This is a genomic window from Rhodococcus sp. MPR-R1B (genome assembly GCF_058793255.1).
On record NZ_JBXAFO010000007.1, the window covers coordinates 259,212 to 281,385 of the forward strand.

At 62.5% G+C, this 22,174-nt stretch carries 22 protein-coding genes; 12 read left to right on the top strand and 10 right to left on the bottom strand.

Annotated features, from left to right (window positions below):
- The first annotated feature begins 39 nt into the window (after positions 1 to 39).
- Genes AC1Q61_RS12975 through AC1Q61_RS12990 form a run of 4 tightly spaced genes read left to right on the top strand, consistent with a single transcriptional unit; the run spans position 40 to position 4,901 of the window.
- On the top strand, positions 40 to 852 hold the full coding sequence (locus tag AC1Q61_RS12975; RefSeq protein WP_058227369.1) for a hypothetical protein: 813 nt from the start codon (positions 40 to 42) through the stop codon (positions 850 to 852).
- Positions 849 to 2,279, top strand: a complete 1,431-nt coding sequence (locus AC1Q61_RS12980; protein ID WP_042920632.1) for a CocE/NonD family hydrolase — start codon at positions 849 to 851, stop codon at positions 2,277 to 2,279. The genes AC1Q61_RS12975 and AC1Q61_RS12980 overlap by 4 nt, the downstream gene beginning before the upstream one ends.
- Entirely contained in the window at positions 2,272 to 3,612 is a 1,341-nt protein-coding gene (locus AC1Q61_RS12985) for a YcaO-like family protein (protein WP_492650890.1), read from the top strand. Before AC1Q61_RS12980 ends, AC1Q61_RS12985 begins: the two co-directional genes overlap by 8 nt.
- A complete protein-coding gene (locus AC1Q61_RS12990; protein WP_030535883.1) occupies positions 3,609 to 4,901 on the top strand; it encodes a YcaO-like family protein in 1,293 nt (430 codons plus the stop codon). The genes AC1Q61_RS12985 and AC1Q61_RS12990 overlap by 4 nt, the downstream gene beginning before the upstream one ends.
- Here the strand turns inward: AC1Q61_RS12990 and AC1Q61_RS12995 are convergent.
- Entirely contained in the window at positions 4,848 to 5,819 is a 972-nt protein-coding gene (locus AC1Q61_RS12995; protein ID WP_037126088.1) for a saccharopine dehydrogenase family protein, read from the bottom strand. The genes AC1Q61_RS12990 and AC1Q61_RS12995 overlap by 54 nt on opposite strands.
- Positions 5,820 to 5,870: 51 nt before the next feature.
- Between AC1Q61_RS12995 and AC1Q61_RS13000 the strand changes: the two genes are divergently transcribed.
- A complete protein-coding gene (locus tag AC1Q61_RS13000; protein ID WP_003943606.1) occupies positions 5,871 to 6,497 on the top strand; it encodes a TetR/AcrR family transcriptional regulator in 627 nt (208 codons plus the stop codon).
- Between the two features lie 6 nt (positions 6,498 to 6,503).
- Here AC1Q61_RS13000 and AC1Q61_RS13005 read toward each other — a convergent pair whose 3' ends face one another.
- The 3 genes from AC1Q61_RS13005 to AC1Q61_RS13015 all read right to left on the bottom strand — a co-directional run bounded on the left by AC1Q61_RS13005 (position 6,504) and on the right by AC1Q61_RS13015 (position 8,839).
- On the bottom strand, positions 6,504 to 6,944 hold the full coding sequence (locus AC1Q61_RS13005; RefSeq protein WP_003943598.1) for a PAS domain S-box protein: 441 nt from the start codon (positions 6,942 to 6,944) through the stop codon (positions 6,504 to 6,506).
- A 111-nt stretch (positions 6,945 to 7,055) separates the two neighbouring features.
- Entirely contained in the window at positions 7,056 to 7,796 is a 741-nt protein-coding gene (locus AC1Q61_RS13010) for an ABC transporter ATP-binding protein (RefSeq protein ID WP_003943539.1), read from the bottom strand.
- Positions 7,793 to 8,839, bottom strand: coding sequence for an ABC transporter permease (locus tag AC1Q61_RS13015; RefSeq protein WP_042920776.1), 1,047 nt, complete (start codon positions 8,837 to 8,839; stop codon positions 7,793 to 7,795). Before AC1Q61_RS13015 ends, AC1Q61_RS13010 begins: the two co-directional genes overlap by 4 nt.
- Before the next feature lie 114 nt (positions 8,840 to 8,953).
- On the opposite strand from AC1Q61_RS13015, the gene AC1Q61_RS13020 reads away from it, so the two are divergent.
- The 4 genes from AC1Q61_RS13020 to AC1Q61_RS13035 all read left to right on the top strand — a co-directional run bounded on the left by AC1Q61_RS13020 (position 8,954) and on the right by AC1Q61_RS13035 (position 13,061).
- A complete protein-coding gene (locus tag AC1Q61_RS13020) occupies positions 8,954 to 10,156 on the top strand; it encodes a sensor histidine kinase (protein WP_003943587.1) in 1,203 nt (400 codons plus the stop codon).
- Positions 10,153 to 10,770 carry a response regulator gene (locus AC1Q61_RS13025; RefSeq protein ID WP_003943536.1) on the top strand — a complete coding sequence of 206 codons (618 nt, stop codon included), beginning with the start codon at positions 10,153 to 10,155 and terminating at the stop codon, positions 10,768 to 10,770. The genes AC1Q61_RS13020 and AC1Q61_RS13025 overlap by 4 nt, the downstream gene beginning before the upstream one ends.
- Positions 10,771 to 10,862: 92 nt before the next feature.
- Entirely contained in the window at positions 10,863 to 12,101 is a 1,239-nt protein-coding gene (locus tag AC1Q61_RS13030) for an HNH endonuclease signature motif containing protein (RefSeq protein WP_042920637.1), read from the top strand.
- 144 nt (positions 12,102 to 12,245) lie between these two features.
- Positions 12,246 to 13,061, top strand: coding sequence for a siderophore-interacting protein (locus AC1Q61_RS13035; RefSeq protein WP_215515558.1), 816 nt, complete (start codon positions 12,246 to 12,248; stop codon positions 13,059 to 13,061).
- Between the two features lie 9 nt (positions 13,062 to 13,070).
- On the opposite strand, the gene AC1Q61_RS13040 is transcribed toward AC1Q61_RS13035, so the two are convergent.
- The gene (locus AC1Q61_RS13040) at positions 13,071 to 13,499 is read right to left on the bottom strand and encodes a hypothetical protein (RefSeq protein WP_241064889.1); all 429 of its coding nucleotides are present in this window, start codon (positions 13,497 to 13,499) and stop codon (positions 13,071 to 13,073) included.
- 115 nt (positions 13,500 to 13,614) lie between these two features.
- Between AC1Q61_RS13040 and AC1Q61_RS13045 the strand changes: the two genes are divergently transcribed.
- Positions 13,615 to 14,571: a proline dehydrogenase family protein gene (locus AC1Q61_RS13045; protein ID WP_042920644.1), complete on the top strand. Its 957-nt coding sequence runs from the start codon at positions 13,615 to 13,617 to the stop codon at positions 14,569 to 14,571.
- A gap of 61 nt (positions 14,572 to 14,632) precedes the next feature.
- On the opposite strand, the gene AC1Q61_RS13050 is transcribed toward AC1Q61_RS13045, so the two are convergent.
- The 3 genes from AC1Q61_RS13050 to AC1Q61_RS13060 form a co-directional block, all read right to left on the bottom strand.
- Positions 14,633 to 15,076: an SRPBCC family protein gene (locus AC1Q61_RS13050; protein WP_030536658.1), complete on the bottom strand. Its 444-nt coding sequence runs from the start codon at positions 15,074 to 15,076 to the stop codon at positions 14,633 to 14,635.
- A gap of 3 nt (positions 15,077 to 15,079) precedes the next feature.
- Positions 15,080 to 16,633 (bottom strand): succinic semialdehyde dehydrogenase, encoded by a 1,554-nt coding sequence (locus AC1Q61_RS13055; RefSeq protein ID WP_042920647.1) that lies wholly within the window; start codon positions 16,631 to 16,633, stop codon positions 15,080 to 15,082.
- A gap of 78 nt (positions 16,634 to 16,711) precedes the next feature.
- The gene (locus AC1Q61_RS13060) at positions 16,712 to 18,028 is read right to left on the bottom strand and encodes an MFS transporter (protein ID WP_030536659.1); all 1,317 of its coding nucleotides are present in this window, start codon (positions 18,026 to 18,028) and stop codon (positions 16,712 to 16,714) included.
- Positions 18,029 to 18,099: 71 nt separating this feature from the next.
- Between AC1Q61_RS13060 and AC1Q61_RS13065 the strand changes: the two genes are divergently transcribed.
- Both AC1Q61_RS13065 and AC1Q61_RS13070 read left to right on the top strand, forming a co-directional pair.
- Positions 18,100 to 19,071: a GlxA family transcriptional regulator gene (locus AC1Q61_RS13065; protein ID WP_007735863.1), complete on the top strand. Its 972-nt coding sequence runs from the start codon at positions 18,100 to 18,102 to the stop codon at positions 19,069 to 19,071.
- A gap of 30 nt (positions 19,072 to 19,101) precedes the next feature.
- Complete coding sequence (locus AC1Q61_RS13070) at positions 19,102 to 19,479, top strand: DUF5313 family protein (RefSeq protein WP_003943558.1); 378 nt, start codon at positions 19,102 to 19,104, stop codon at positions 19,477 to 19,479.
- 7 nt (positions 19,480 to 19,486) lie between these two features.
- Here AC1Q61_RS13070 and AC1Q61_RS13075 read toward each other — a convergent pair whose 3' ends face one another.
- Both AC1Q61_RS13075 and AC1Q61_RS13080 read right to left on the bottom strand, forming a co-directional pair.
- Entirely contained in the window at positions 19,487 to 21,238 is a 1,752-nt protein-coding gene (locus tag AC1Q61_RS13075) for an oleate hydratase (protein WP_308112959.1), read from the bottom strand.
- A 22-nt stretch (positions 21,239 to 21,260) separates the two neighbouring features.
- On the bottom strand, positions 21,261 to 22,139 hold the full coding sequence (locus AC1Q61_RS13080) for a TetR-type transcription factor C-terminal domain-containing protein (RefSeq protein WP_371683563.1): 879 nt from the start codon (positions 22,137 to 22,139) through the stop codon (positions 21,261 to 21,263).
- Positions 22,140 to 22,174: the final 35 nt, after the last annotated feature.

The window sequence follows — 22,174 nt, forward strand, 5'->3', positions numbered from 1 at the left end:
CATCCGACTCGTCGGGTGCGGGCACCGACAAGGAGATCCGTGTACGCCCTCGCCGACGGACACCAGCTGTATCCGACCCCGGACGGTGTTTGGCATTACCTGACACCGGACGAGAACGCGGTCACGATCGGCGCGCCGGCCGAAGACCTCGCGGAACTCGACAACTTTCTCAGGCGCTCTGGTTCGGTGCTCGGCCCGGGAGCTATCGAGATCGCCGACGCCCTCGTCTCTCGCGGCGTGCTGGTTGTTCCGGGTCAAGCGCCGGAGATTCCGGGTCCACAGCGTGTGCTGATGGACGGGATCGGACCCGTTGCCGATGCTTGCATCGCCCTGCTCTCCAAGGCTCTTCCGCATCTCGAAGTCGTATCCACCACTGCGCCAATCGAAGACGACGTTGCGTCGTCGGACCTCGTACTGTCGGTTGCCGGTGCTCCTCCTCACGACGAGTGGTCGGAACTCGATACCTGGTGCCGCCGAAACCAAACACCGTGGCAACGCGTCCACGCGGAGCTGGGTGAGATCTGCATCGGACCCTTCTTCGGCGGTATCGGCAGCGCAAGCTACCGGGACGTCTGCGGTCGACGGCTTGCCGCGTCGCGCGTCCCGGATCATCTGCGGGCACTGTGGAATCACCTCGCCGGCAGCGAACCTCGCCCGCTCGAACTTGAACCCACCGCAGCCGCAATGGCCAGTGCGCTTGCATGTTCGGACGTCGTGGCTGGTGTACATGGCGCACCGCCATCACACCTTCACCACCAGATCCGGATGAATCCGCGAACCCTCATGATGACTCGCCATCCCGTGCTACCTCTGCCGGGCGGCGTTCTCGAGCCTTCGCCGACGCTCCGGTGATCTCACTCGGAGTGAAGATCCCGGCGGCAGACGGTTCTTCGTTGGCTACGGATGTGCTTCTCCCACCGGATTCTTCACCGCGGGGACTGATCGTGATCCGCACCCCGTACGGGCGTGGATGGCATCTGGCGGAGGGGCTCGAATGGCGATCACGAGGAATTGCCTTCATCTGTCAGGACGTACGTGGACGGCACGATTCCACCGGATCTTGGGTACCGTACGTCCACGAGCGCGAGGACAGCGCCGCCCTTGCCGAGTGGCTGCAGGATCAGCCGTGGACACCGGAGTGCGTCATCGCAAGCGGGGCTTCGTATGCGGCCGGAACCGCCTGGGCATTTGCTGCCGAGACCAACAGCGCCGATCGGTCATTTCGTGTAGACGGCGTCGTCTCCAAGGTGCCGACCATCGGAAGCGACCGCGTCAAACGTGATCCCTCGGGGATACTTCTCCTCGCCGAGCATCTGGCGTGGTGGGGCGAGCACGGAGATTCGTCTTCCTCTCGTGAGGGTTTCATCCCTGAACTGATGCGTTCGGATTCGTCTTTGCTGGAACATCTCCCGGTGCAGTCGATGATCGAGGAGGTCGGCCTGACCTCCGATTCACCGGGCTGGTTGACGCCGATCCTTCGCGCTCGTAAACGCGAAGACTTCGGTGGCGATGATCTGGTGTCCGCGGACGAACTCTCCGAACTCGACATCGCCGGGCTGCACATCGGCGGTTGGGACGATGCGATGATTCGGGAGACACTGCGGCACTTCACGTCCGTTGGGCGCGGGCCGCAGAGTTTGATCGTGGGCCCCTGGGCGCACGACCTCCGCCCTGGAATGGTCGGCGAGACAAGTTTCGGCCGCCTTCAGGTCGAGTGGATGGAATCGGTATTCGCTGCGCGGCCCCTGACCATCAATCGGGTATTCGACCGGGGTGTCGGCGAATGGTCGACCGAACCGTTTGTCACGGGTGCGAATCGCGTTCATCTCGAACCAGATCGGAAGGATGCGGCCTGCAGCTTCCTGTATGACGCCTCACGGGACCGAAACGACTGTGTTTTCTGGACTTTCGATATCAAGCACGACTCCGTACTCTCCGGAACACCATCGGTGGAGCTGAAAGTGTATTCACCCGAGGGCGAAGCCGATTGGATCGCCGAACTGAGCGTCGTCGATCCCGCTGGAGTTACCAGATCGATCGCACGGGGCGCGGGTGTCAGCCTGCAGCCGACGATGGTGACAATCGATCTGGATCCCGTGTTGCACACTGTGCGCGCGGGTGATGTCTTGACGCTGCGGATCGCCGGCTCGGACTTCCCACGACTCGCACGCAATCTCGGAGACGGTGATCGCTATCGAGGAACACGCAGTACCGCACTGCACCAATCATTTTCCGGGTCGTTGACCCTGCCGATACGCGGAGGAACTGCCGGTGGATGACTTGCTGGTCGACGACCGGAGCGGCGTGCTGACCTCACTGGAACCACACATTCGCTCGGACATGCCGACAGGCTGGGTCGGTTGGGCCGCGAGGGTGGCCGACACCAGAAACGTCGGCGGCAGCGGTTCGCTGTTTCGCGCGGACCCTTACGGATTCGGGGCTTCGATACGCGACGATGCAGCAGCTCGCGGGGCGGCAACCGGTGAGGCCGTCGAAAGATATTGCGGCAACGTGGTCCCCGAGGATCTGGTCCGCAGCAGTGCGTCAGCGCTGGAACTGGCCGGCTCACGGGTCGTCGATCCCGCTGAATTTGCGTTGTACAGCGAGGATCAGTACCGCCTTCCCGGATTCCCCTTTGTTCCCTTCACCTCTGATCTGAACATTCGCTGGGCATTGGGTCACACCATGGACGAAAAGGTGCCCACCTACGTGCCTGCGGCCCTGACTTATCTCGGGTACTACACAGGCACCCGTCGCTGCGAGCCACCGATCGCGTCGTTGCAGTACGCCGGAATCGCAGCGGGACGCTCACGCGACGAGGCCGAGATGTCAGCTCTGCTGGAACTTCTCGAACGCGATGCCACCGCGCTGTGGTGGTGCGGGGACCGGTCACAGCCGGCGATCGAGCTTTCCGACTGGGAGCGGTTGCCTGCGCACCGCCAACTCGGGGATCTGGAGAGCCAGACCCGGAGCGTTCGAGTGCTGCTGCTTCCCTCCCCCTTCGGCATTCCCGTCGCCGCAGCGTGGATCCGCGATGACCGACGTGGACTGGTCGCGCTGGGCACAGCTTGTCGACCGACGGTGGAGGCGGCAGTCTCGAAGGCGCTTGTCGAGGCGTATGCCGTACTTGCCATCACGATCGACCTCGCCGACCCCGACGGGCCGACCTGGCGCAGCGTGGCGGACGGAACGCTGCCGGCGCACCTGTACAAACCCTTTCGGGCCGACCGTCGTTACCGGAACGAGTTCGATCCGCAATGGAAAGACGTCGTCGATCTGCCGACCGTCGCCCAACTTTATCTTGATCCCACGATGGCTCTGGCCGCAGAGGAACATCTCTTCGACTACACCGAAACACTTTCGGTATCAAAGATTCCCGACGAAGCGCCGTTGGATCTGGCTTCTCTCGTAGCGTTTCTGACGTCACGGGGACACCAGCCGATTTCCGTCGATCTCACCACCGGCGACATCTCGATTGCCGGGTTGCACGTCGTCCGCGTCCTGACTCCGGGCCTGTACAACAACGCCCCGGCAGCCTTTCCCCTTCTTGGAGGTAGCAGATTGACCAGCGCATCGACCACCCATCTGCATCTGCCGGTCCCCCTCGCATGACATCTTCGCTCGTCGACCGCCGAACTGGGATCATTCGAGAGCTGGTCGACGCCGTTGTTCCCCAGCACTTTCCGCCCGAGTTCAAGCTGATTCACTCGTATGTCAGTGATTCAGCACGCTTTTCACCCTGGTCCAGTGACTCGGCCGGCGCCGGATATTGCTTCGATCTGGGCAACCGTGCACGGCCTACCGCAGCTGCGATAGGCGAAGCGGTGGAACGATATTGCGGCAACATCGTCGCCAAACCGATCGTCCGCGGGTCGGCCGATGCCTTGATCGGAGCAAGCATCGACCTGTCACAACTCGCGCGTTTCGACGCCGCCCAGTACGCGCGGCCACAGTTCCCGTTCGTCGAACCAACCGACGATCTGGAGATGGACTGGACTCGCGGAGCCGACCTGATCACGGGTTCGGATATCTGGGTACCGGCCGAACTCGTCTGGGGTTCGTATCCTCATTTCGTCGCCCGGACGGGTCCGGCGATCTCTCCGGTAGCTCAGGCGGGTCTCGCCGCCGGACCCTCGGTGAAGTTCGCAATCGACAATGCCTTGCGCGAGATAGTCGAACGAGACGCGATGACGCTGTCCTGGACCGGGCGGCGTGGTGTTCGGGTCGTCACCGGCATGCCCGAGGCGCTTCTTCGACTGGGCAATCACGACAGCCTCTCGACCAGGTGGATTTCATTCGAGAGTGATTTTGAGATCCCCGTCCTGGGCGCCCTGGTTTGCGACCGACTGACCGGATACTCGACCATGGGTACCGCTTGCCACGAAGACGCCCAGACCGCTGCGTTCAAGTCACTCGGCGAAGCGCTTCAGCTGCAGCTGCTTTCCGCCGACTACGACAACCCGCAGAGCGGCATCGGTCGAGCCGCGGCCTCCCCGACCAGTCCGCTTGCGCCTTGGCGAGCTGACCGAAGCTATGCAGGCGCCTACCGATCGGATTTTGCCGACGTGATGGACTACGGATGCCACTTGCAACTTCACCTGGACCCGGAGATCCAAGCACGATTCGAGAGTGAGCTGGTCGGTGCCGTCGTCGGCGAGGTGGGACTCGACTCTCTGACATCAGCCGCCGGCACCGAAAGCGCTCTGACGGCAGCCGGTTTCCGGCCGGCATGGGTCGATCTCACCACAACTGATGTTCTCCACGCCGGCCTGCACGTCGTCCGCGTCGTCGTACCCGGTTGTCTCACCAATGCGGCCGCCGGATTGCCGTTTCTCGGCTCGCCCCGACTAGTGGACAGTCTTGCCGGACGATCGGCTCGCACCATCCCATTGCCGCACTGACAGTTCGGGAACCGCCGCTTGCAACGACTCGGTGGTTTCCACCGCGTGGAACCACGTCGGCTTCGAGATCGCGGCATCCCGAATCACCTGCACGGCGCGCGCGGCGATAGCTGCCGTCGCGACCGACTGGCTACGCCCCGAAACCCACAGCGCCGGGCCGGTATCCGCTCGGGCCATCGCTACCCAACGATCCGAGCCCCACAGCTTCTTCGGCACGACCTTCTGTAGCGCGGGTGCCCACGTCATGGCCGCAAGTCCGAGCGTCGCGGTGGACGTGTCCAATCGCAGGTACGTCCTGACCGGAACACCGAGGTCTCGCGTCAACGCATGCTGGTCCGAAAAGTCGGCCCGCACAGCAGGACCGGTGCGGTAGCCGGTCGCATCGGCCGGTATTCGAAACGTCTTCATCCCGGTGTAGTTGCGAATCGATCGTCCGTCGGGATCAGGAAACCTCGTGCCCAACATTCCGTACGTCCACGCCGTCGCGGCCGGTCCGTGTAGTTCTCCGCCGCCGAGGCCGATCACGATGTCCACGGGTCCCCCGCCGAGTCGATGCGCCTCGGCGGCAAGGACACTGGTCAATCCCGGCGCCAATCCGACGCCCATCAGGACGGGTCCGTCGACCGCTTCCAGTTCTTCGCAGTAGTTCGAGGTCGCCGTGACGTCGACGAATGCCGCCCCACCGCGTACCGCTTCGTCGGCCAGGCGAACATCCTCGAAACCCGAGGCATTCACCACGACATCGAAGTCTCGAACCACAGTCGAATACGCGCCTGGTTCTTTAAGATCAACGACGACGTCCGCGCGGGCAGGGTCACGGCCGGCGGAGTACGCGGAGATTTCGGGGACCTTCGCGAGTTGTTTCATCAGGGGAATCCCGACGGCACCGTAGCCACCGAGTACAAGAACCTTCGTCATTACTTCGCCTCCCGAGTCGCTAGAGTTCGACTCTAGAGTTAGACTCTAATCATGACTGAGGTTCTTCGGGAAGACACGTCGGCGCGGCGCAAGATCATCGAGGCAGCGCGTGAGGTTTTTGTCGATCCCGGCTACGCGGCCGCCACGATCAAGCAGCTTGCCGCGGCGGCGGGCGTGTCGGTGCAGAGTGTCTATTTCGTGTTCGGCAACAAGCCGAGCGTGCTGTCAGCACTGCTCGACGTGGCCGTTGCGGGCGACGAGGAAAAGACGGCAACTCTCGACCGTCCGTGGGTGGCGGCAGCACTCGGCGCCCCACATCCACTCGGGCAACTCCGGATTCAGGTTCACCACGGACGGCTCATTCTGGAACGCACCGCAGATATCCTCCTGGCACTGCGGGCCGCCGCTTCCGCCGACGAGGACGCCGCCCGTCTGTGGCAAATCAACCGCACTCAGCGACGCACTGTGCAGGAACATCTGATGGTCGGCATCGTCGAAAAAGCGCCAACCGTCGACCTCGAAACAGCTGTGAACGTCGCACTCACGCTGCTCAGTCCCGAGACCTATACAGACCTCGTGGTCGGCGCGGGTTGGACCGGCCAACAGTACGAAGAATGGGTGGTCAACACCCTTGCCGCCACCCTCGGCCTGGACCGAACCGTCAAATCCCGGAAGTAGCTGGGATTACTTGGTGGGCTTGTCGTCGATGTGCCGTGGGTTGTTCCACAGGCGCTCCGTCAGATCGTGGAGGACGGCAAGGGTGATCGTGTCGTCGTCCCGTCGGAGCAGAGACTGGCTGACCGTCGCGCGCACCAACGTGGAGTCGGAGTGCACGAACTCCTTGACCGAGCCCGGCTCGGAACTCAGTTCACGATGGGCCTGCTCTGCACTGACGTCGTCGGCATCCTTGTCGTAGAGGATGTCCTGCAAACGCAACGCCGAGACGGCCTTCTTGGGATATCCCAGCATGTCAGCGAAAGACGGGTTGGCAAAAACGATGCTGCCATCGCGGTGAACGGCCATGACCGGCACCGGAAGCCTGTCGAGGAGAATCAGGGCAGGCATCTGCTCCAGATCCGCAATCGGCGATTGTGGCGGCTGCGCAACGTTGCGGCGGCGTTCCATAACACGTCCTCTCAAGTTGCCCGAGTCGACAACAGTCTAACTGCCCAGCAAATCGCGGGTTGACTTCCCGCCCGGATGCAGTGACGAATGCCCGAATCGTGCCCGCCTGAGTCACGCCGCGAGCGCCTCCTGATCCTCCGCCAAGGAACCGTCAACAACACGATAGACAGTATCCATCCGAGACAGGTGACTTCGGTCGTGTGTCACGAGAAGGGTTGCCGCCTCGCGTTCCCGCACCACCCCGATGATCAGATCCATGACAGCGGCACCGCGCTCCTGATCGAGCGCACTCGTGGGCTCGTCGACCACGAGAAGCTGCGGATCGTTCATCAATGCTCGCGCGAGATTGACGCGCTGTCGCTGCCCTCCCGACAGCTGGGACGGCCGTTTTCCGCTCTGATCCGCGAGCCCGACAGCGTCCAGCAAATCCATCGCTTTTGATTTCACGGCCTTGCGACGGGCCCGTGACGTGAACACGGACTGCCCCAGATGCGCCATCACCTCGAGCTGCTCCAGTGCAGTCAGCGAAGACACGAGGTTCGACTGTTGGAAGACGATGCCGATCGACGAGCGTCGCAGCTCCGACGCCGCCCGCCGACTCAGCGCAGCGATGTCGGTGCTGCCTTCCGGCGTCCGGAGATAGACGTGCCCGGAATCCGGACGGATCAGCGTCGACGCCACCGCCAACAGGCTGGACTTACCCGAACCCGAAGGCCCGGTGATCGCGGCGATCTCGCCGCGGTGCAGTCGCAGAGACACGTCGTCCAGCGCCGTCACCCGCGATTGCCCATCGGGAAACGTCAGATCGACGTTCTGGATGTCGAGAACTGTGGTGCCGGTTGTCATGGTCATCGTGCGCTCCCCAATGCTGTGAGTGGATCGGTGGTCGAGAGGAATCGAAGTGCAAAGGCCGCGCCGAGCAGACCGAGCCCGATCAATGCCACGGCAGGTACGACGGTGGTGGATGCGTCCAGGACAAACGGCATGGCGTCACCGATCAGCGATCCGGCCACGGCCGTCAGCCCGATTCCGACGGTGACACCGGCAATCAGAACGATGAGCGCCTGACCCAGTGCGTCGCGCACCAGCGAACCGGTAGTCGCACCGAGCGCTTTCAGCGTCGCGATGTCCGGAGTTCGCTGGATCGTCCACACCGTGAAGAACGCACCGATCACCAGGGCTGAGATCGCGAACAACATGAGCGTCATCAACGTCAACGACCCGTTCTCCGACTTGTACGAACCGATCGCGTCGAGCGAACCGCTGACCGTCGTCGACGTCGTCGCAGCCGCCTTGTCCGTTGCGGAAGCGTCAGAGGCTCCGGTGACAGCCAGTACTGTCGCAACTCCGCCGCGTGGATTGGCCGCCTGCCAGTCGTCGAGCGTCATCCAGACGACGGGCGAATGGCTGTACCAGTCGTCACCGCGAACGGCGCTGACGGTGAACTGCTTCGTACCGACGCTCACCTGATCGCCGGCGCCCGCCCCCAGTTCGCGGGCGGCACCTTCGCTCAACACCACAGTGCCTGACGCCGACGGCGTCACGTCACCGAAACCGCCATCAGCGCCGAACAGGGCCACCGACTTCTGATTTCCGTCGGCCAATCCCGCTTTCCCGCGACCGATTCCGATGGGATCGACGTCCTTCGACGTGGAGGTCCAAGCGTTGACCTGGTCCTGCGTGAGCGCCGACTCGTCGAACGACGCCCCGGCTCCGGTGTCGGCGAACACCACCGTGTCGGCATTCATGGCCTCGATGGCCGACACGTTCTGATGGCGAAGTCCTGCAGTCAACCCGCTGAGAAAACTGACCAGAAGTGCAACCAACAGAACCACGACGGAGATCAGCGCGAAACGACCTCGCGCTGCCCGTAAGTCCCTCATTGCGACAAACACTGTGAATTCCTTTCCTGTGCTTGCCTCTACGCTCTCGCAGATGCAGACTCTTTCCATCGCACCTCGGATCGACATTCCAGCGCTCGAAAGAACCATCCCGGTTTACAACTTTTGATGGATGAACCAGGCCCGAACCTCGCTAAGCTGGGCGAGATGCACCGATCTCCGCTCACGCCTGTCTTCGCCGGCCTACAACTGGGCCTGCATGTCCTTGTCATGGCGCTGGCCGGTGTGGTGTTTCTTCGAGCGCTGATCGACGAATCCGACCTGACCGCAACAATCATCGCGTTGGCCGTGATCTTCGTTGCCGTCTATCTTTTCGGGGTCGCCAAAAGGCTGCGCGGCAACGCTGCCCGCTGGTGGCTGGCCGTGCTGACCCTCGTCTGGATCGCGACGATGGCGGTATCCGCCGACGCCGCCTACCTCGCGTTCGGACTCTTCTTCCTCTATCTCCATATTCTGCGACGCCCCTGGAGTCTTCTCGCCGTCACCGCGGCAACGGCTGTCGCCGTGGTCGGCACCGGCCTGCATCGTGGATGGACGATTGCCGGCGCCGTCGGCCCGATCATCGGCGCTGCCGTAGCGGTTGCAATCGGCCTCGGATATCAAGCGCTGTACCGCGAGGCAGCCGAGCGCGGTCGTCTCATCGACGAGTTGATGAATACTCGTGAAGAATTGGCGTCGACGTCTCGCGATGCCGGAAAATTCGCGGAACGTGAAAGACTCGCCGCCGAGATTCACGACACCGTGGCCCAGGGACTTTCGAGCATCCAGATGCTCCTTCACGCTGCCGAACGCGCCGATCCGGACAGCCCGGCCATCCGTCAGATCAGCCTCGCACGGGAAACTGCCGCGGACAGTCTTGCCGAAACCCGCCAACTCATAGCCGAATTGACGCCCGCGGCCTTGGACGGTCAGTCGCTCGCCGACGCGCTTCGTCGAATCTGCGAACGCGCGAGCAGTCCTGAACTGGAAGCGCGCTCCGTGGTCGAAGGCGAGGCAGTGCGGCTGCCGATGCCCCTCGAAGCAACATTGGTACGCATCGCTCAGGGCGCGGTGTCCAATGTTCTCCGCCATGCGGATGCAACCAGAATGGCTGTGACACTGACCTATTCCGATGACACCGTCAGCCTCGACGTGGTCGACAACGGTCGCGGCTTCGACGTGGCAGTTCTCGAACGTGGCCCGGCGGAATCTTTCGGCCTCAATGCAATTCGCCGACGCGTCGAACTGCAGGGCGGGACTTTCTCAATCGAGTCCGAGCCGGGACACACGGCCGTCGCAGTGACGTTTCCTCTCGAAGTCGGCGAACCGTGATCCGCCTGCTGCTCGCCGACGATCACGCGATCGTGCGCGCCGGGCTACGAGCGCTGCTCGAAAGCGAAGCCGACATCGAGGTAGTCGGCGAAGCGGGCACCGCCGAGGAAGCCATAGCCTTCTGCGCCACCACGCCGGTCGACCTCGTGCTCATGGACCTGCGATTCGGCCCCGGCAAGACGGGCGTCGACGCCACCCGCGCGGTGTGCGCGCTGCCGAATCCGCCGCACGTACTCGTCGTGACCAACTACGACACGGATGCAGACATCTTGAGCGCTGTCGAGGCCGGGGCCAGCGGGTACCTACTCAAGGACACACCACCGGTCGAGTTGCTGTCAGCCGTCCGCGCCGCTGCGAGCGGGGACAGCGTTCTCTCCCCCGCCATCGCGTCGAAGCTCATGACTCGGGTACGCAAACCCGAAACCAGCCTCAGCCCAAGGGAAATCGAAGTTCTGAAGTTGGTAGCGGCGGGTCGCTCCAACCGAGAGATCGGCAAAGAACTGTTCCTGAGTGAGACCACGGTCAAGTCGCACCTGGTTCACATCTTCGGCAAGTTGGGAGTGAAGTCGCGGACGTCGGCGGTAGCTCGTGCGCGGGAGCTGGGTTCGATCTGACATTTGCCCGAATTGTCGAAAGTAGCTGGACAGCAGCAATTTTCGCCTGCGATTCTCTTGTGTTCGAAACTTTGTTCGATTAAACTTTGAGCATGGACAGTCGGGATGCGTGGCAACTGGATGGCGAGGACCTCAAGGGTGAGGTTCTGGATCTGGTGCGTGTCCGGCACGAGTTGCAGTCGCGGATGGTGTTGCTGATCGTGGAGATGTTTTCCCGGGAGGTTCTCGGTGGGAAGGGTTTTCGGGCGATCGCGCAGTGGTTGCATGGTTCGACGAATCTGGAGATCGGTGAGTGCAGTCTGCTGGTCGGGTTGGCGCGGTTGTTGATGCTCGAACCCGTTGTGGGCGATGCGTTTCATCGCGGTGACGTGGATGCGTTGAAAGCCCGTCAGGTGGCGTCGTTTTGTCAGCATCCGCCCAAGAACATGACCCTGGCGGATGTGGACAAGGCCCGCGGGATCTTGCTTGGCCTGGCGTCGAAGAACATCGCGGATTGTGATGCGGTGCGGGCGGCGATCCGGCGGATCGAGAAGCAGTACGGCAAGCGTGAGGACGGGGTTCCGGTGGGTGAGGATTCGGAGCGTAACGAGTTCTACGCCTCGAAAGGCTTGTACGGGCGGGTGTCGGTGAAGGGTGATTTGGATGCGGTGAACGGGGCGCGTCTGCTCACGTTGTTGTCGAGTCTGTCGGCTCCGACGCCGGAGAAGGACGGCGTGAAGGACACGCGTACTCCGGCGCTGCGGCGGGCGGACGGGTTCTGCGAATTGTTGCGCCGGTATGAGCGGGCGGGGTTGGGTCCGATCGAAGGCGGAGTGAAACCACACATCACGGTGACCGCGTCCGCGAAAGACATGACAGATCTGCAGTCCTTGAAGGACTTGCTGCCGTCCACTCAGGAACTCGGGTTCGCGTGGACGGATTGGGTGGGCCCGATCAGCATCGACACCGCCCGGATGCTCGCCTGCGACTGCACCGTGACGCGGATTTTGTTGGACGAGAATGGTGTTCCGCTCGACTGCGGCAAGGAAGCGAGAACGGCGACAGTTCCGCAGCGGCGGGCGTTGGCGGTTCGCGATGGTGGGTGCGCGTTTCCGGGGTGCGGAACACCATCCGGGTGGTGCGATGCCCACCATATTGTTCACTGGAACGATGGCGGCCCGACAGATCTCGACAATCTGATCTTGTTGTGCGGTCATCACCACCAGACGCTGCACCACACGGAGTGGCGGGTGGAGATCGGCCCCGACCGAAAAACAGTGTTCTACCCACCCATGTCGATCGATCCGTATCAACAGCCGATCGGCGGGAACAGCCCACCGACAGCGGCGTGAACCGACATAACTGAAAAGGCCAGCGTGTGCACCGGGGAAGAATCATGCCCCGGGGCATACGCTGGCCTTTTCGGCTGCGCTCGATGTCCGTCTTGCGACAGCATCTGTCTCCACTTCGACACGCCGGACCCATAGGGTCGAGGCATGTCTTTCTGCGAACCCGCCCGCGTTGTCACCGTCACGTCCCTGACCCCGCACATGCGGCGAATCAGCATCGAGGCAGAAGGCGACTGGCACTGGCCGACCGGCGGACAAGGCGACGAGCGCATCGACCTCGCGTTCCCGAAACCCGGTGAAACAGAAGCAGAATACGACTACTTCAACAATCCCGACTACGGCAAGGCCGATCTCGGAACCGAGCCACCGTGGCGGCACTACACCGTGCGCAAGGTGCACGACGGCGGCCGACGTCTGGACATCGACTTCGTCGTGCACCCTGGCGGTATTGCAGCGGATTGGGCCCTGCGGGCCGAACCAGGTCACCTACTAGGCGTCTTCTGGTCGGACAGTTCGCGGTCCCACTACCAAGCACCGGCGGGTCCTCGCTGGCAGCTGCTGGTCGCAGACGCCACGGGTCTCCCCGGACTGGGCAGGATTGTCGAAGAACTTCGTGAAGGCGATGTCGCACAGGCGATCATCGAGGTCGAAACCGAAGAGGATCGACAGGAATTTGTCACTCGCGGCGACGTCACGTACACGTGGCTCGTGGGGAGTGGCCTCGGAAAGGCGCCGAGCGCGCTGTTCGAAGCTGTGGAGAAGGTCGAGTTTCCCGAATCCGAAACGGCCGACGTCTACGCGTGGGTGGCGTGCGAAAGCGCAACCAGCCGTCGTATTCGCAAGCACCTGAGGGAAGTTCGAGGAATTGCTCGCGACAAGCACAATGTTGTCGGGTACTGGCGAGAGGGCGCCGACGGCCACGTTTCCGGCATGAACAGCGAGGAAGTCACCGTCGGCGCCTGAGCGCCGTGATCACTCTGCCGGCAGCGTGTCGGTAGATTCTGTGTGAGCCTGCTGCGCGTCAGCCGACTTTTCCGCCAGCATCTCGAACAGTGCTCGGCGTGCCTCGGCGAGAATTGCCTCGGCCTTGGCTACCTGCTCAGCGGTCCCACCTGCGGCTACCGCGACAGCGGCACCTCGGAGTAGGCCCATCGCGGGACGGAGCGCTGCGCCGGCTTCACCGAAACCCGGCCGACCGTGTCCGCGCTGGTCAGGTCGACCGAATCCGCGCTGGTCGGGCCGACCGCGTCGGCCTTCGGGGCGTCCTTCTGCTCGGTCTTCGAAGCGACCCTCGGGGCGCTCGCCCTCGAATCCTCGACGGAAACCGTGTCCACGATGCGGGCCTCGGCGGCCATGCTCGCGACGTTCTTGCATTTCTGGGTTGTTGTGTGGGGCGTACATGTTGTCCTCCTGGACTGTCTGTGTTTGTTTGACGTATCGACGATATATCGACAATAGATCGAACGCAAGGGTCTGGAGAATAATTCCCGCACCCTCGTCCGGATACGCTGAAGCCGTGAACACGGATCTACAAGCCCAGGCCGCAGACGTCCTACGCCGCCTCGCACTCGACGAATCCCTGAAAGAACGCACCATGGCGAACGCTGCGACTGCAGCACTCGCACGGAAAGTCGCCGCTCGCTACATCGGCGGCGAAACCATCGACGACGCTTTCGACCGCCTCCCCTCGATCTTCGCGCGAGGACACAAGGCGAGCATCGAATACACCGGGGAAAGCGTCCGGGATCCCGAGCTCGCGAACGCCGAAACCGATGTTTTCGTGGAACTCGCGGAACGAATCGGCACGTCGGGTGTCGAGAGCACCGTGTCGTTCGACCTCTCGCACATCGGCTTGGTGATCGATCCGGAGCAGTGCTTTCGCAATGTCGTGCGCCTGGCCGAGGCCACGGAACGCGCCGGTGCCGAGCTGATCATCTCCGCCGAAGCGTCCGATCGCACCGACCTGGTCCTCGACATGCACGCGCGACTGGCCGAGCGCTTCACTCACGTGGGGATCACCGTTCAGGCCCGACTGCACCGCACGGCAAAGGATCTCGCCGCTCTGCTGGACCGACCCGGCCGCATCCGTCTCGTGAAGGGCGCCTTCCTCGAAGCCGAGTCCGTCGCCTACCCACGCGGTAGTGCCGAACTGCGCAGCGCGTATCTCGACTACGCAGCCCGAATCGTCGACTCGGGTCACCAGGTCTCCATCGCGACACATGACCGCGACATCCTCGAAGCACTACGCGCCGAACATGATTCGAAGCTCAGAGGCGAGCACGTCGAGTTCGAGATGCTGCTCGGCCTCGGCACCGAGCAACTGGACGCACTCCGAGGAGCGGGCTTCACCACACGCGAATACGTCATCTTCGGAACACAGTGGTGGCTGTACGTACTCAATCGCATCGCCGAAGAACCGGAGCGTGTCTACACCGCGCTCATCGACGCTGCGCTCATCAGCACTGCAAACTAGATCTCCAACAACAGAAGTGGGGCCGCACTCGAATCGAGTGCAGCCCCACTTGTGTCAGTTTCTAGCTCTCCAGAAACGCCTTGATGCGCGCCAGGGTGGTTTCCATTCCGGTCTGCATCAGCTGATCTCGACCCCGACCGAGTAGGCCGCTACCCGACATCATGCGCACGTAAAGCGCTGGCGTCGCATAGATCTCACGAGTCTCGGTAAGCACGGTGCCCGTTCCCGAAGGCTCGAGCACATAGGTCCACCGCGCTTTCGGCTCGTCCGATTCGAAGGAGAACCTCCGGCAGTCGACCACGTCGACCACCGTGCAGTGCGTGCTCCACCGAATCAGACCATGCTTGTTGGTGCCCTTGAACTTTGCACCCACAGTGCCCGGAGTTCCGGAAGTCCATGTTCCACCGGTATTTTCAGGACTGAAGCGACCCATACCTTCGATGTCGCTGACAACCTTCCACACCGATACTGGCGTTGCCTCGATGTACGCGCTGGCGGTTTCCACCCGTTACCGGCCCGGAACCCAGGACATGATCTTGATGGCGTGAGGCATGAGCTTTGCCCACACCTTGGCCGGAAGTCCGCGCGGTCCACCGAGATTCATGACGCGAGTGGTGGCAACGGTCTGCGGTTCGGTGTACTTGATCAGCCCCTCGGCGCCGTGACGACGACCGACGCCCGAGACACCCATACCGCCCATCGGTGCTGCGGTGCTGCCCCAGGTCGGTGCGTAACCCTCGTCGACGTTGACGGTGCCGGCGTGGATGCGCGCTGCGATGGCTTCACCGGCAGCCTTGCTTCCCGCCCACACACTGGCGTTGAGGCCGTACTCGGTGTCGTTGGCCGCAGCGATGGCCTCTTCGACGTCCTTGACGGGGTAAATCGAGACGAGCGGCCCGAAGGTCTCGTCGCGGTAGCACTCGGCGTCTTCGGGAACCCCGGTGAGCAGGGTGGGCTCGTAGAACAGCGGTCCGATGTCCGGCCGAGCCTTGCCACCGGCAATGACGGTGGCGCCCTTGACCACTGCGTCATCGACATGAGCGGAGATTGCCTTGACCTGCGCCTCGGAGACGAGGCTGCCCATCTCGATTCCGAATTCGTATCCGGCGGCGAGGTTCATCTTCTTGACGCGGTCACCGAACATGCGGATGAACTCGGGTGCGATGGACTCTTCGACGTAGATGCGCTCGATGGAGATGCACAGCTGACCGGAGTTGGAGAAGCACGCACGCACAGCGGCGTCGGTGACCTCGCGCAGGTCTGCGCCGGCGGCAACGATCATCGGGTTCTTGCCACCGAGTTCGGCGGAGAAGCCGATCAGTCGACGGCCGGCCTGCTCGGCGAGGAGCTGACCGGTCGCGGTGGAACCGGTGAACATGAGGTAATCGGTGTTCTCGACCAGGGCGGTGCCGACGACGGAGCCCGGCCCGGGAACCACGGCGAAGAGGTCGCGAGGCAGACCCGCCTTGTAGAGCAGTTCGACGCAGGCGAGCGCGCAGTACGGTGTCTGGCTGTCCGGCTTGAGGACAACGGCGTTACCGGCGAGCAGCGCGGCGATGGCGTCGGACACGGCCAGCGTCATCGGGTAGTTCCACGGCGAGATGACGCCGACGACACCCTTGGGCTGGTAGCGGACGACGGTCTTCGTCAGGCCCGGGAGCATGCCGGAGACGCGACGCGGACGCAGCAGCTTCGGAGCCACACGTGCGTAGTGCCGCGACGTCATCGAGATGTCGAGGACTTCTTCCTGAGCTGCGGTACGCGACTTTCCGGTCTCGGCCTGAGCCATGTCCATGAGGGCGTCGCGGTTCTCGAGGATGAGATCGCGGTAGCGGTGGAAGACGGCGGCCCGATCGAGGACGGAGCGCTTGGCCCATTCCTTCTGGGCGACGCGGGCACGGGCGATGGCCGCAAGTGCGTCGTCGGCGGTGCCGACGGGGATGATCGCCAGCTCCTTGCCGGTGAACACCTCGGTGATGGACTTCGTCGGGCGATCGGCAACATTGTCGATGGCGATCAGATCGGCGAGCCGCGAGAAGGTCGCAGCGGACGGAGCAGGCATTTCAGTACCCCTACTGGTGAGTAGTTCTTGGAGTTACACACAACTTACCCCGTCGGTGGTACCGATCACAGTGCCGAATCAGACAGAGTCAACCAATACTGCCTCTTTCGGACGTTTTGCGATCAACAACGACATGACTGCAGCGATCGCGCAGAGCGCGCCGGCCACCAAGAAGGCAGCGTCGTACGAGCCGATCTGATCACGAACGAGACCGGCCAAGAAGGCCACCAGACCCGCACCGATCTGGTGCGATGCCAGCACCCAACCGAACACGATGGGGGCGTCGGCGCCGAAGTGTTGACGGCACAGCGCGACGGTCGGCGGAACCGTCGCCACCCAATCGAGCCCGTAGAAGATGACAAACGCGATCATCGGTGGATTCACAGTGTTGGCGAGCAATAACGGCAGAAAGAGCAGCGAGATTCCGCGGAACAGGTAGTAGATGCCGAGAAGTTTTCGCGAGTCCATCCGGTCGGTGAACCAACCCGAAGCAATGGTGCCGACCATGTCGAGGATTCCGATCAACGCCAACAGGGACGCGGCAGTCGTGATCGGCATTCCGTGGTCGTGCGACGCCGGGACGAAGTGCGTGCCGATCAGGCCGTTGGTGCTCGCGCCGCAGATCGCAAAGGTACCGGCGAGAAGCCAGAACACCTTGGTCTTCGACGCCATCACCAGCACCGAGATCGCCCGGCCTCCGGCACCGCCGCGCTGGTAGACAGGCTTGGCTGGTGGGGCGTAATCGGCGGGCGCGCCGTAAGGCGTCGTACCCACGTCTGACGGATAGTTACGCAGGAACAGCAGAACGAACGGCACAACGGCCAGTGCGGCAAACGAAACTGTGAAGGCGACGCTCTTCCAGTCGTACGTTTCGGCGATCTTCGCCAGGACCGGGAGGAACACCAGCTGACCGGCAGCACCACCGGCCGTCAGGATGCCGGTCACGAGACCACGCTTCTCGACGAACCAGCGATCGACGACGGTGGCGACAAACGCCAGCGCCATCGAACCGGTACCGAGACCGACGAAGACACCCCACAGCAGAATGAGCTGCCAACTCGAGGTCATGAAGATGGTGAGACCACTGCCGAGCGAGATGAGCGCCAACGCCGAGGTGACGACCGCCCGGATACCGAACCTCTCCATCAAGGCAGCAGCGAACGGCGAGGTCAACCCGTACAGAATCAGGTTGACCGAGACGGCCGCCGAGATGCTGGCGCGCGACCACCCGAAATCTTCGTGCAGCGGATCGATCAGCACCGATGGGGCAGCGCGGAAGCTCGCCGCACCGACCAACGCCAGGAACGCCACGATCGCGACGGACCAGGCGCGGTGAAAGCGCGGCGGGCTCACCTGCTGTTGGCCTGATTCGGGGAGAGCGGTCTCAGAAGTCACAGAGAGAATTCTGCAGTTCGGATTCGATCGAGAACAGTGGCCGGATTGCCAATATATGAAAGAATCAAGCCATGTCTGGTCCGCATCGCGTCGTCGTACTGGCTCTGAATGGAGTCATTCCCTTCGAACTCGGCATCCCGGCGCGCATCTTCGGACGTGCCCTCGACGTCGAGGATCGGCCGCTGTACGAGATCCTGACGTGCACCGTCGACGGCAATCCCGTGCAGACCGACGCAGACTTCAGCATCTCGGTCGACCACGGGAGCGAGTTGCTCGCCACCGCCGACACCGTCGTCATACCCGCGTCGTACGAGTTGGGTCCGGCCTACGAAGACGGCTACCTCTCCCCCGAGTTGGCCGCGGCTTTCCAACACATCCGGCCGGGCACTCGGCTGGTCTCGATCTGCACCGGGTCGTACATCCTCGCCGCGGCGGGTTTGCTCGACGGACTCCGCGCCACGACGCACTGGCGCAACACCGACCATTTCCAGCGTGTCTATCCCAAGGTGAACGTGGATCCCGACGTGCTGTTCGTCGACGAAGGCCACATCCTGACCTCGGCCGGGGTGGCGTCGGGAGTCGACCTCTGCCTGCATATCGTCAGGCGTGACCACGGCATGGAAGTGGCGAACACCGTCGCGAGGCGTTGCGTCGTACCGCCGTGGCGCGACGGTGGCCAAGCTCAGTACATCCGACGCCCCCTGGCCGACAAACCTTCGGAATCGACTGCCGACGCTCGGCACTGGGCCCTCGAACATCTCGACGACCCGATCACCCTGGCGGACCTGGCGACGCGCGCCAACATGAGCGTCCGCACGTTCAGCCGTCGATTCCGCGACGAAGTCGGAACCACACCGAACCGCTGGTTGACCAGCAGACGCGTCGATCGGGCGCGGGAACTACTGGAGGAATCCGATCTGTCGATCGATGCGATTGCTGCTCGAACCGGCTTCGGGACTGCGACATCCATGCGTCAACACATGAACGAGGCCCTCGGCGTTTCACCGAGCGCCTACCGACGCACGTTCAAGGCACCGGTGTAAGCGGCAGTACCAGGCACTATCCTGGATGCCATGGCCGAACAGACTCGCCCGAACTTTCCTCAGTACTGCGGATACCTCCTGGGGAAGACGCTCCCCGACCGGTATCAGGACTGGGTACGGAACGATCTGGTCGGCCCGGGCGCCCAGGCCCGCTACATCATCCGCTTCACCGTGCCGGCGACGCTGATCCTTCTGCTGTTCCTCTTGATCCCGGGACCGATCTGGATTCCCTTGGCCATGATGGCCTTGTTGCTCATCCCGCTCGCGTACTTCGTCGTGGCGCTCGGGACGATCTACCGCCGTCACCGCCTGCTGAGCCACGGACTCGATCCCGAACTGCTCGACGAGAAGGCCCAGCGCCGTGCCGATCGCACTCGCGAGGACTACGAGAAGCGGCACGGTCGCTGAGCACCCCTCAGCGGAACATCGTCACTGCGGCCTTGGCGAGGACCTTCGGATCCTTCTCGTAGTGATGCATCTTGGTGAGCTTGTCTTCCGGAATCCCCAGGAACTTGTAGACGGCTACCTGAGCGCAGCGCACCGAGTACTGCTCGGTGAACACCATGTCGAACGGCAGCTCCGCGAACTGACTGATGAACGCCAGGTTCTTGGAGTGCTTCGGCACCACCAGCGGCCGGTCGCCGACGGCGCGCCGATTGAACAGCGCACTGGCGTAAGGCATATGGCTGGGTATCGAATTCACGACGCTGTCCATAATCTCTTGTCGACGCGCGGCGAGCGCACCGCTCTCGTCGAGCGCCTCGAGGTGTCCGAGCGTCTCTTCCAGCATTTCCCGCCCGGTCATCTCGATGAACGGCTTCTTCACGTAGTCGCCGTCCTTGCGCGGGAACAGACAGTAACCCCAGAAGACTCCTTCGTTCTCCTTCTGCGCGTGATAGTGCGGCTGATGGTGAACCACGATCGAGAGAAGCACGTTCGAGTCCACGAATGTGTTGAGCGCATTTCCGGGGAGCTGCTTGGTGATTCGGGAAATCTCGTTGATGAGCTCGTGTGACGAAGTGGTGACGGTGAAGCTGGTCCACTCACTCTGCGCCCGGTCCCCGAAGAACTTGTCGGGATTCCCGAGATCGTAGAAATGCTCGGTGGCCTGCTTCCACAGCAGCGCACTCGGTGCGTATCTCATGTCTTCGACGATCGGGGTATCCAGATCGCCGATCGAAGAACTGTCGGTGATGCTGCCGTTGGTGTCGAAGACGAAATCGCCCTCCGCCACGTCGATTCGGCCCTTCTCACCGGTGCGGACGTTTTCGTAATCGAGTCCCGTCACGATGATCTCGTCTCGTAGCGGGGTGTCCTTGAACACGAACTCCGTGATCTTCAGTTCGTTGACGAACTTCACGCCCTTGCCTTCGAGGAAGGCCCGCATCGGCAAGATGATGCTCTCGTACTGGTTGTACGGGGATCTGGTGACACCGGCAAGAGTTTGAATGCGACTGAACTCGAGAATCATTCGGTTCATGTACCGGCGCAGCTCCATCGCCGAACTCACCCGCTTGAAAGCAAATGTGGTCTCCCACATGTACCAGAAGTTGGTGGTGAAGAAGTGCGGAGTGTCCTCGAACCACTGCTCGATACTGATGTCGTCGAGTTTTGCCTCGTCCGACTCCGGCATCGTCATCAGCTTCGTCAACAAGTACCGATCCTTGTTGTCGAATTGCATGTGCTTGTAGTCGTTTTCACCCTTGTTGCGAATGCCGTCGCGATCGATCAATCGTGCGACGTCGTGCGTTGGATGCGCGTGGTCGAAATCGAGAATGTCATCCGTCACCGATTTTCCCGGGTTGTCCAGCGACGGAACCACACTCAGCACGTCCCAGAGGTTCTCATAGGTCTCCTCGTTGAGCATGCGACCGCCACGATTGATGAAGCCCGCGTCGTTGCCCAGCTCGCGATGACCGTACTGGTGCTGGAAGGTAGCGGCAGATTCGCCGTCGTTCGCTCCATGCATGTCCAGCCCCATGATGGTGATGTCCTCACCGCTCCACTCACCGTCTCGAATCAAATAGACGGCAGCCGAGAGGTTTCCGATGCCGGCACCGATCATGTAGGCCTTGTGAGACAGCTTGGAAGACATTGGGTTTCGTTCCTTACTCGAGTCGCGGTACGGATACCTTCCAAGCATGGACCCCTTTGCCCGCTGGCGCATCACCCGAACCGGATGACGTCCGTCACGGTCGCTGAAGGCGCACCAGATCCAGTGCAAAACGCGCGTAGTCGCGTGCAATTTCCTCGGGCGTTTGCGGCCCACTCGGCCGATACCATTGCGCGACAGAGACACACATCACGACGATTGCACGCGCGGCCTGTCGCGGCCGATCCGTCCCGAACACACCGGCAGCGATTCCGTCGTCGACCTGCTTCGTCATCAACCATTGCTGGTAGTTGCGTGATTCCGTGATGCGCAACCTGTTCTCGGCTGTGAGACTGCGCATTTCGCTGGCGCCGAGGAATCCTTGATCACGCCGATAGATATGGAACAAGGTCACACATTCGACGAGGAAAGCCAGCCTTTCGGAGGGACTTTCGCCCTCGTCGATAGCCGCCAACGATCTCGTGTTCAGTTCAGCCATGGTGAGGTCGAGAATTTCGGCCAACATCTGTTGCTTGCTGGAATAGTGGTGATACAGACCCGGAACACTCATCTGCGCACGATTGGCGATCTCACGCATCGCAGCACCGTGATATCCGGTCTTCACCATCTCCGCGAGCGCGGCCGCCAACACCGGATCGAACGAACTCGGGCCGAACCTTCGCCACTCGTTCGGGCGAAAATGTGCGTTCGGGTCGGCGTCGTCGCCTCCCCATCGTGGCTGTTCTGGCGGACGCACTATCGCAGCCGGGAGCAGAGCGTCGAAACGCACTCCGAGAATCCCGCCGATTGCCGCCAACCTGTCGACGCTGACTCTGGTCTTTCCGGTCTCGACGGCGCTGAGGGTAGCTGCGCTGACGCCGAGACGCCTGGCCAATTCGCGCAGCGAGAGCCCACGGTGACGCCGGGCTTGCCGGATCGACGCTCCGATCAGGACGGCATTCTCGAATTCGGTCACAGTGTTCAGTATTCCCGAACATTGGATTTCCAACA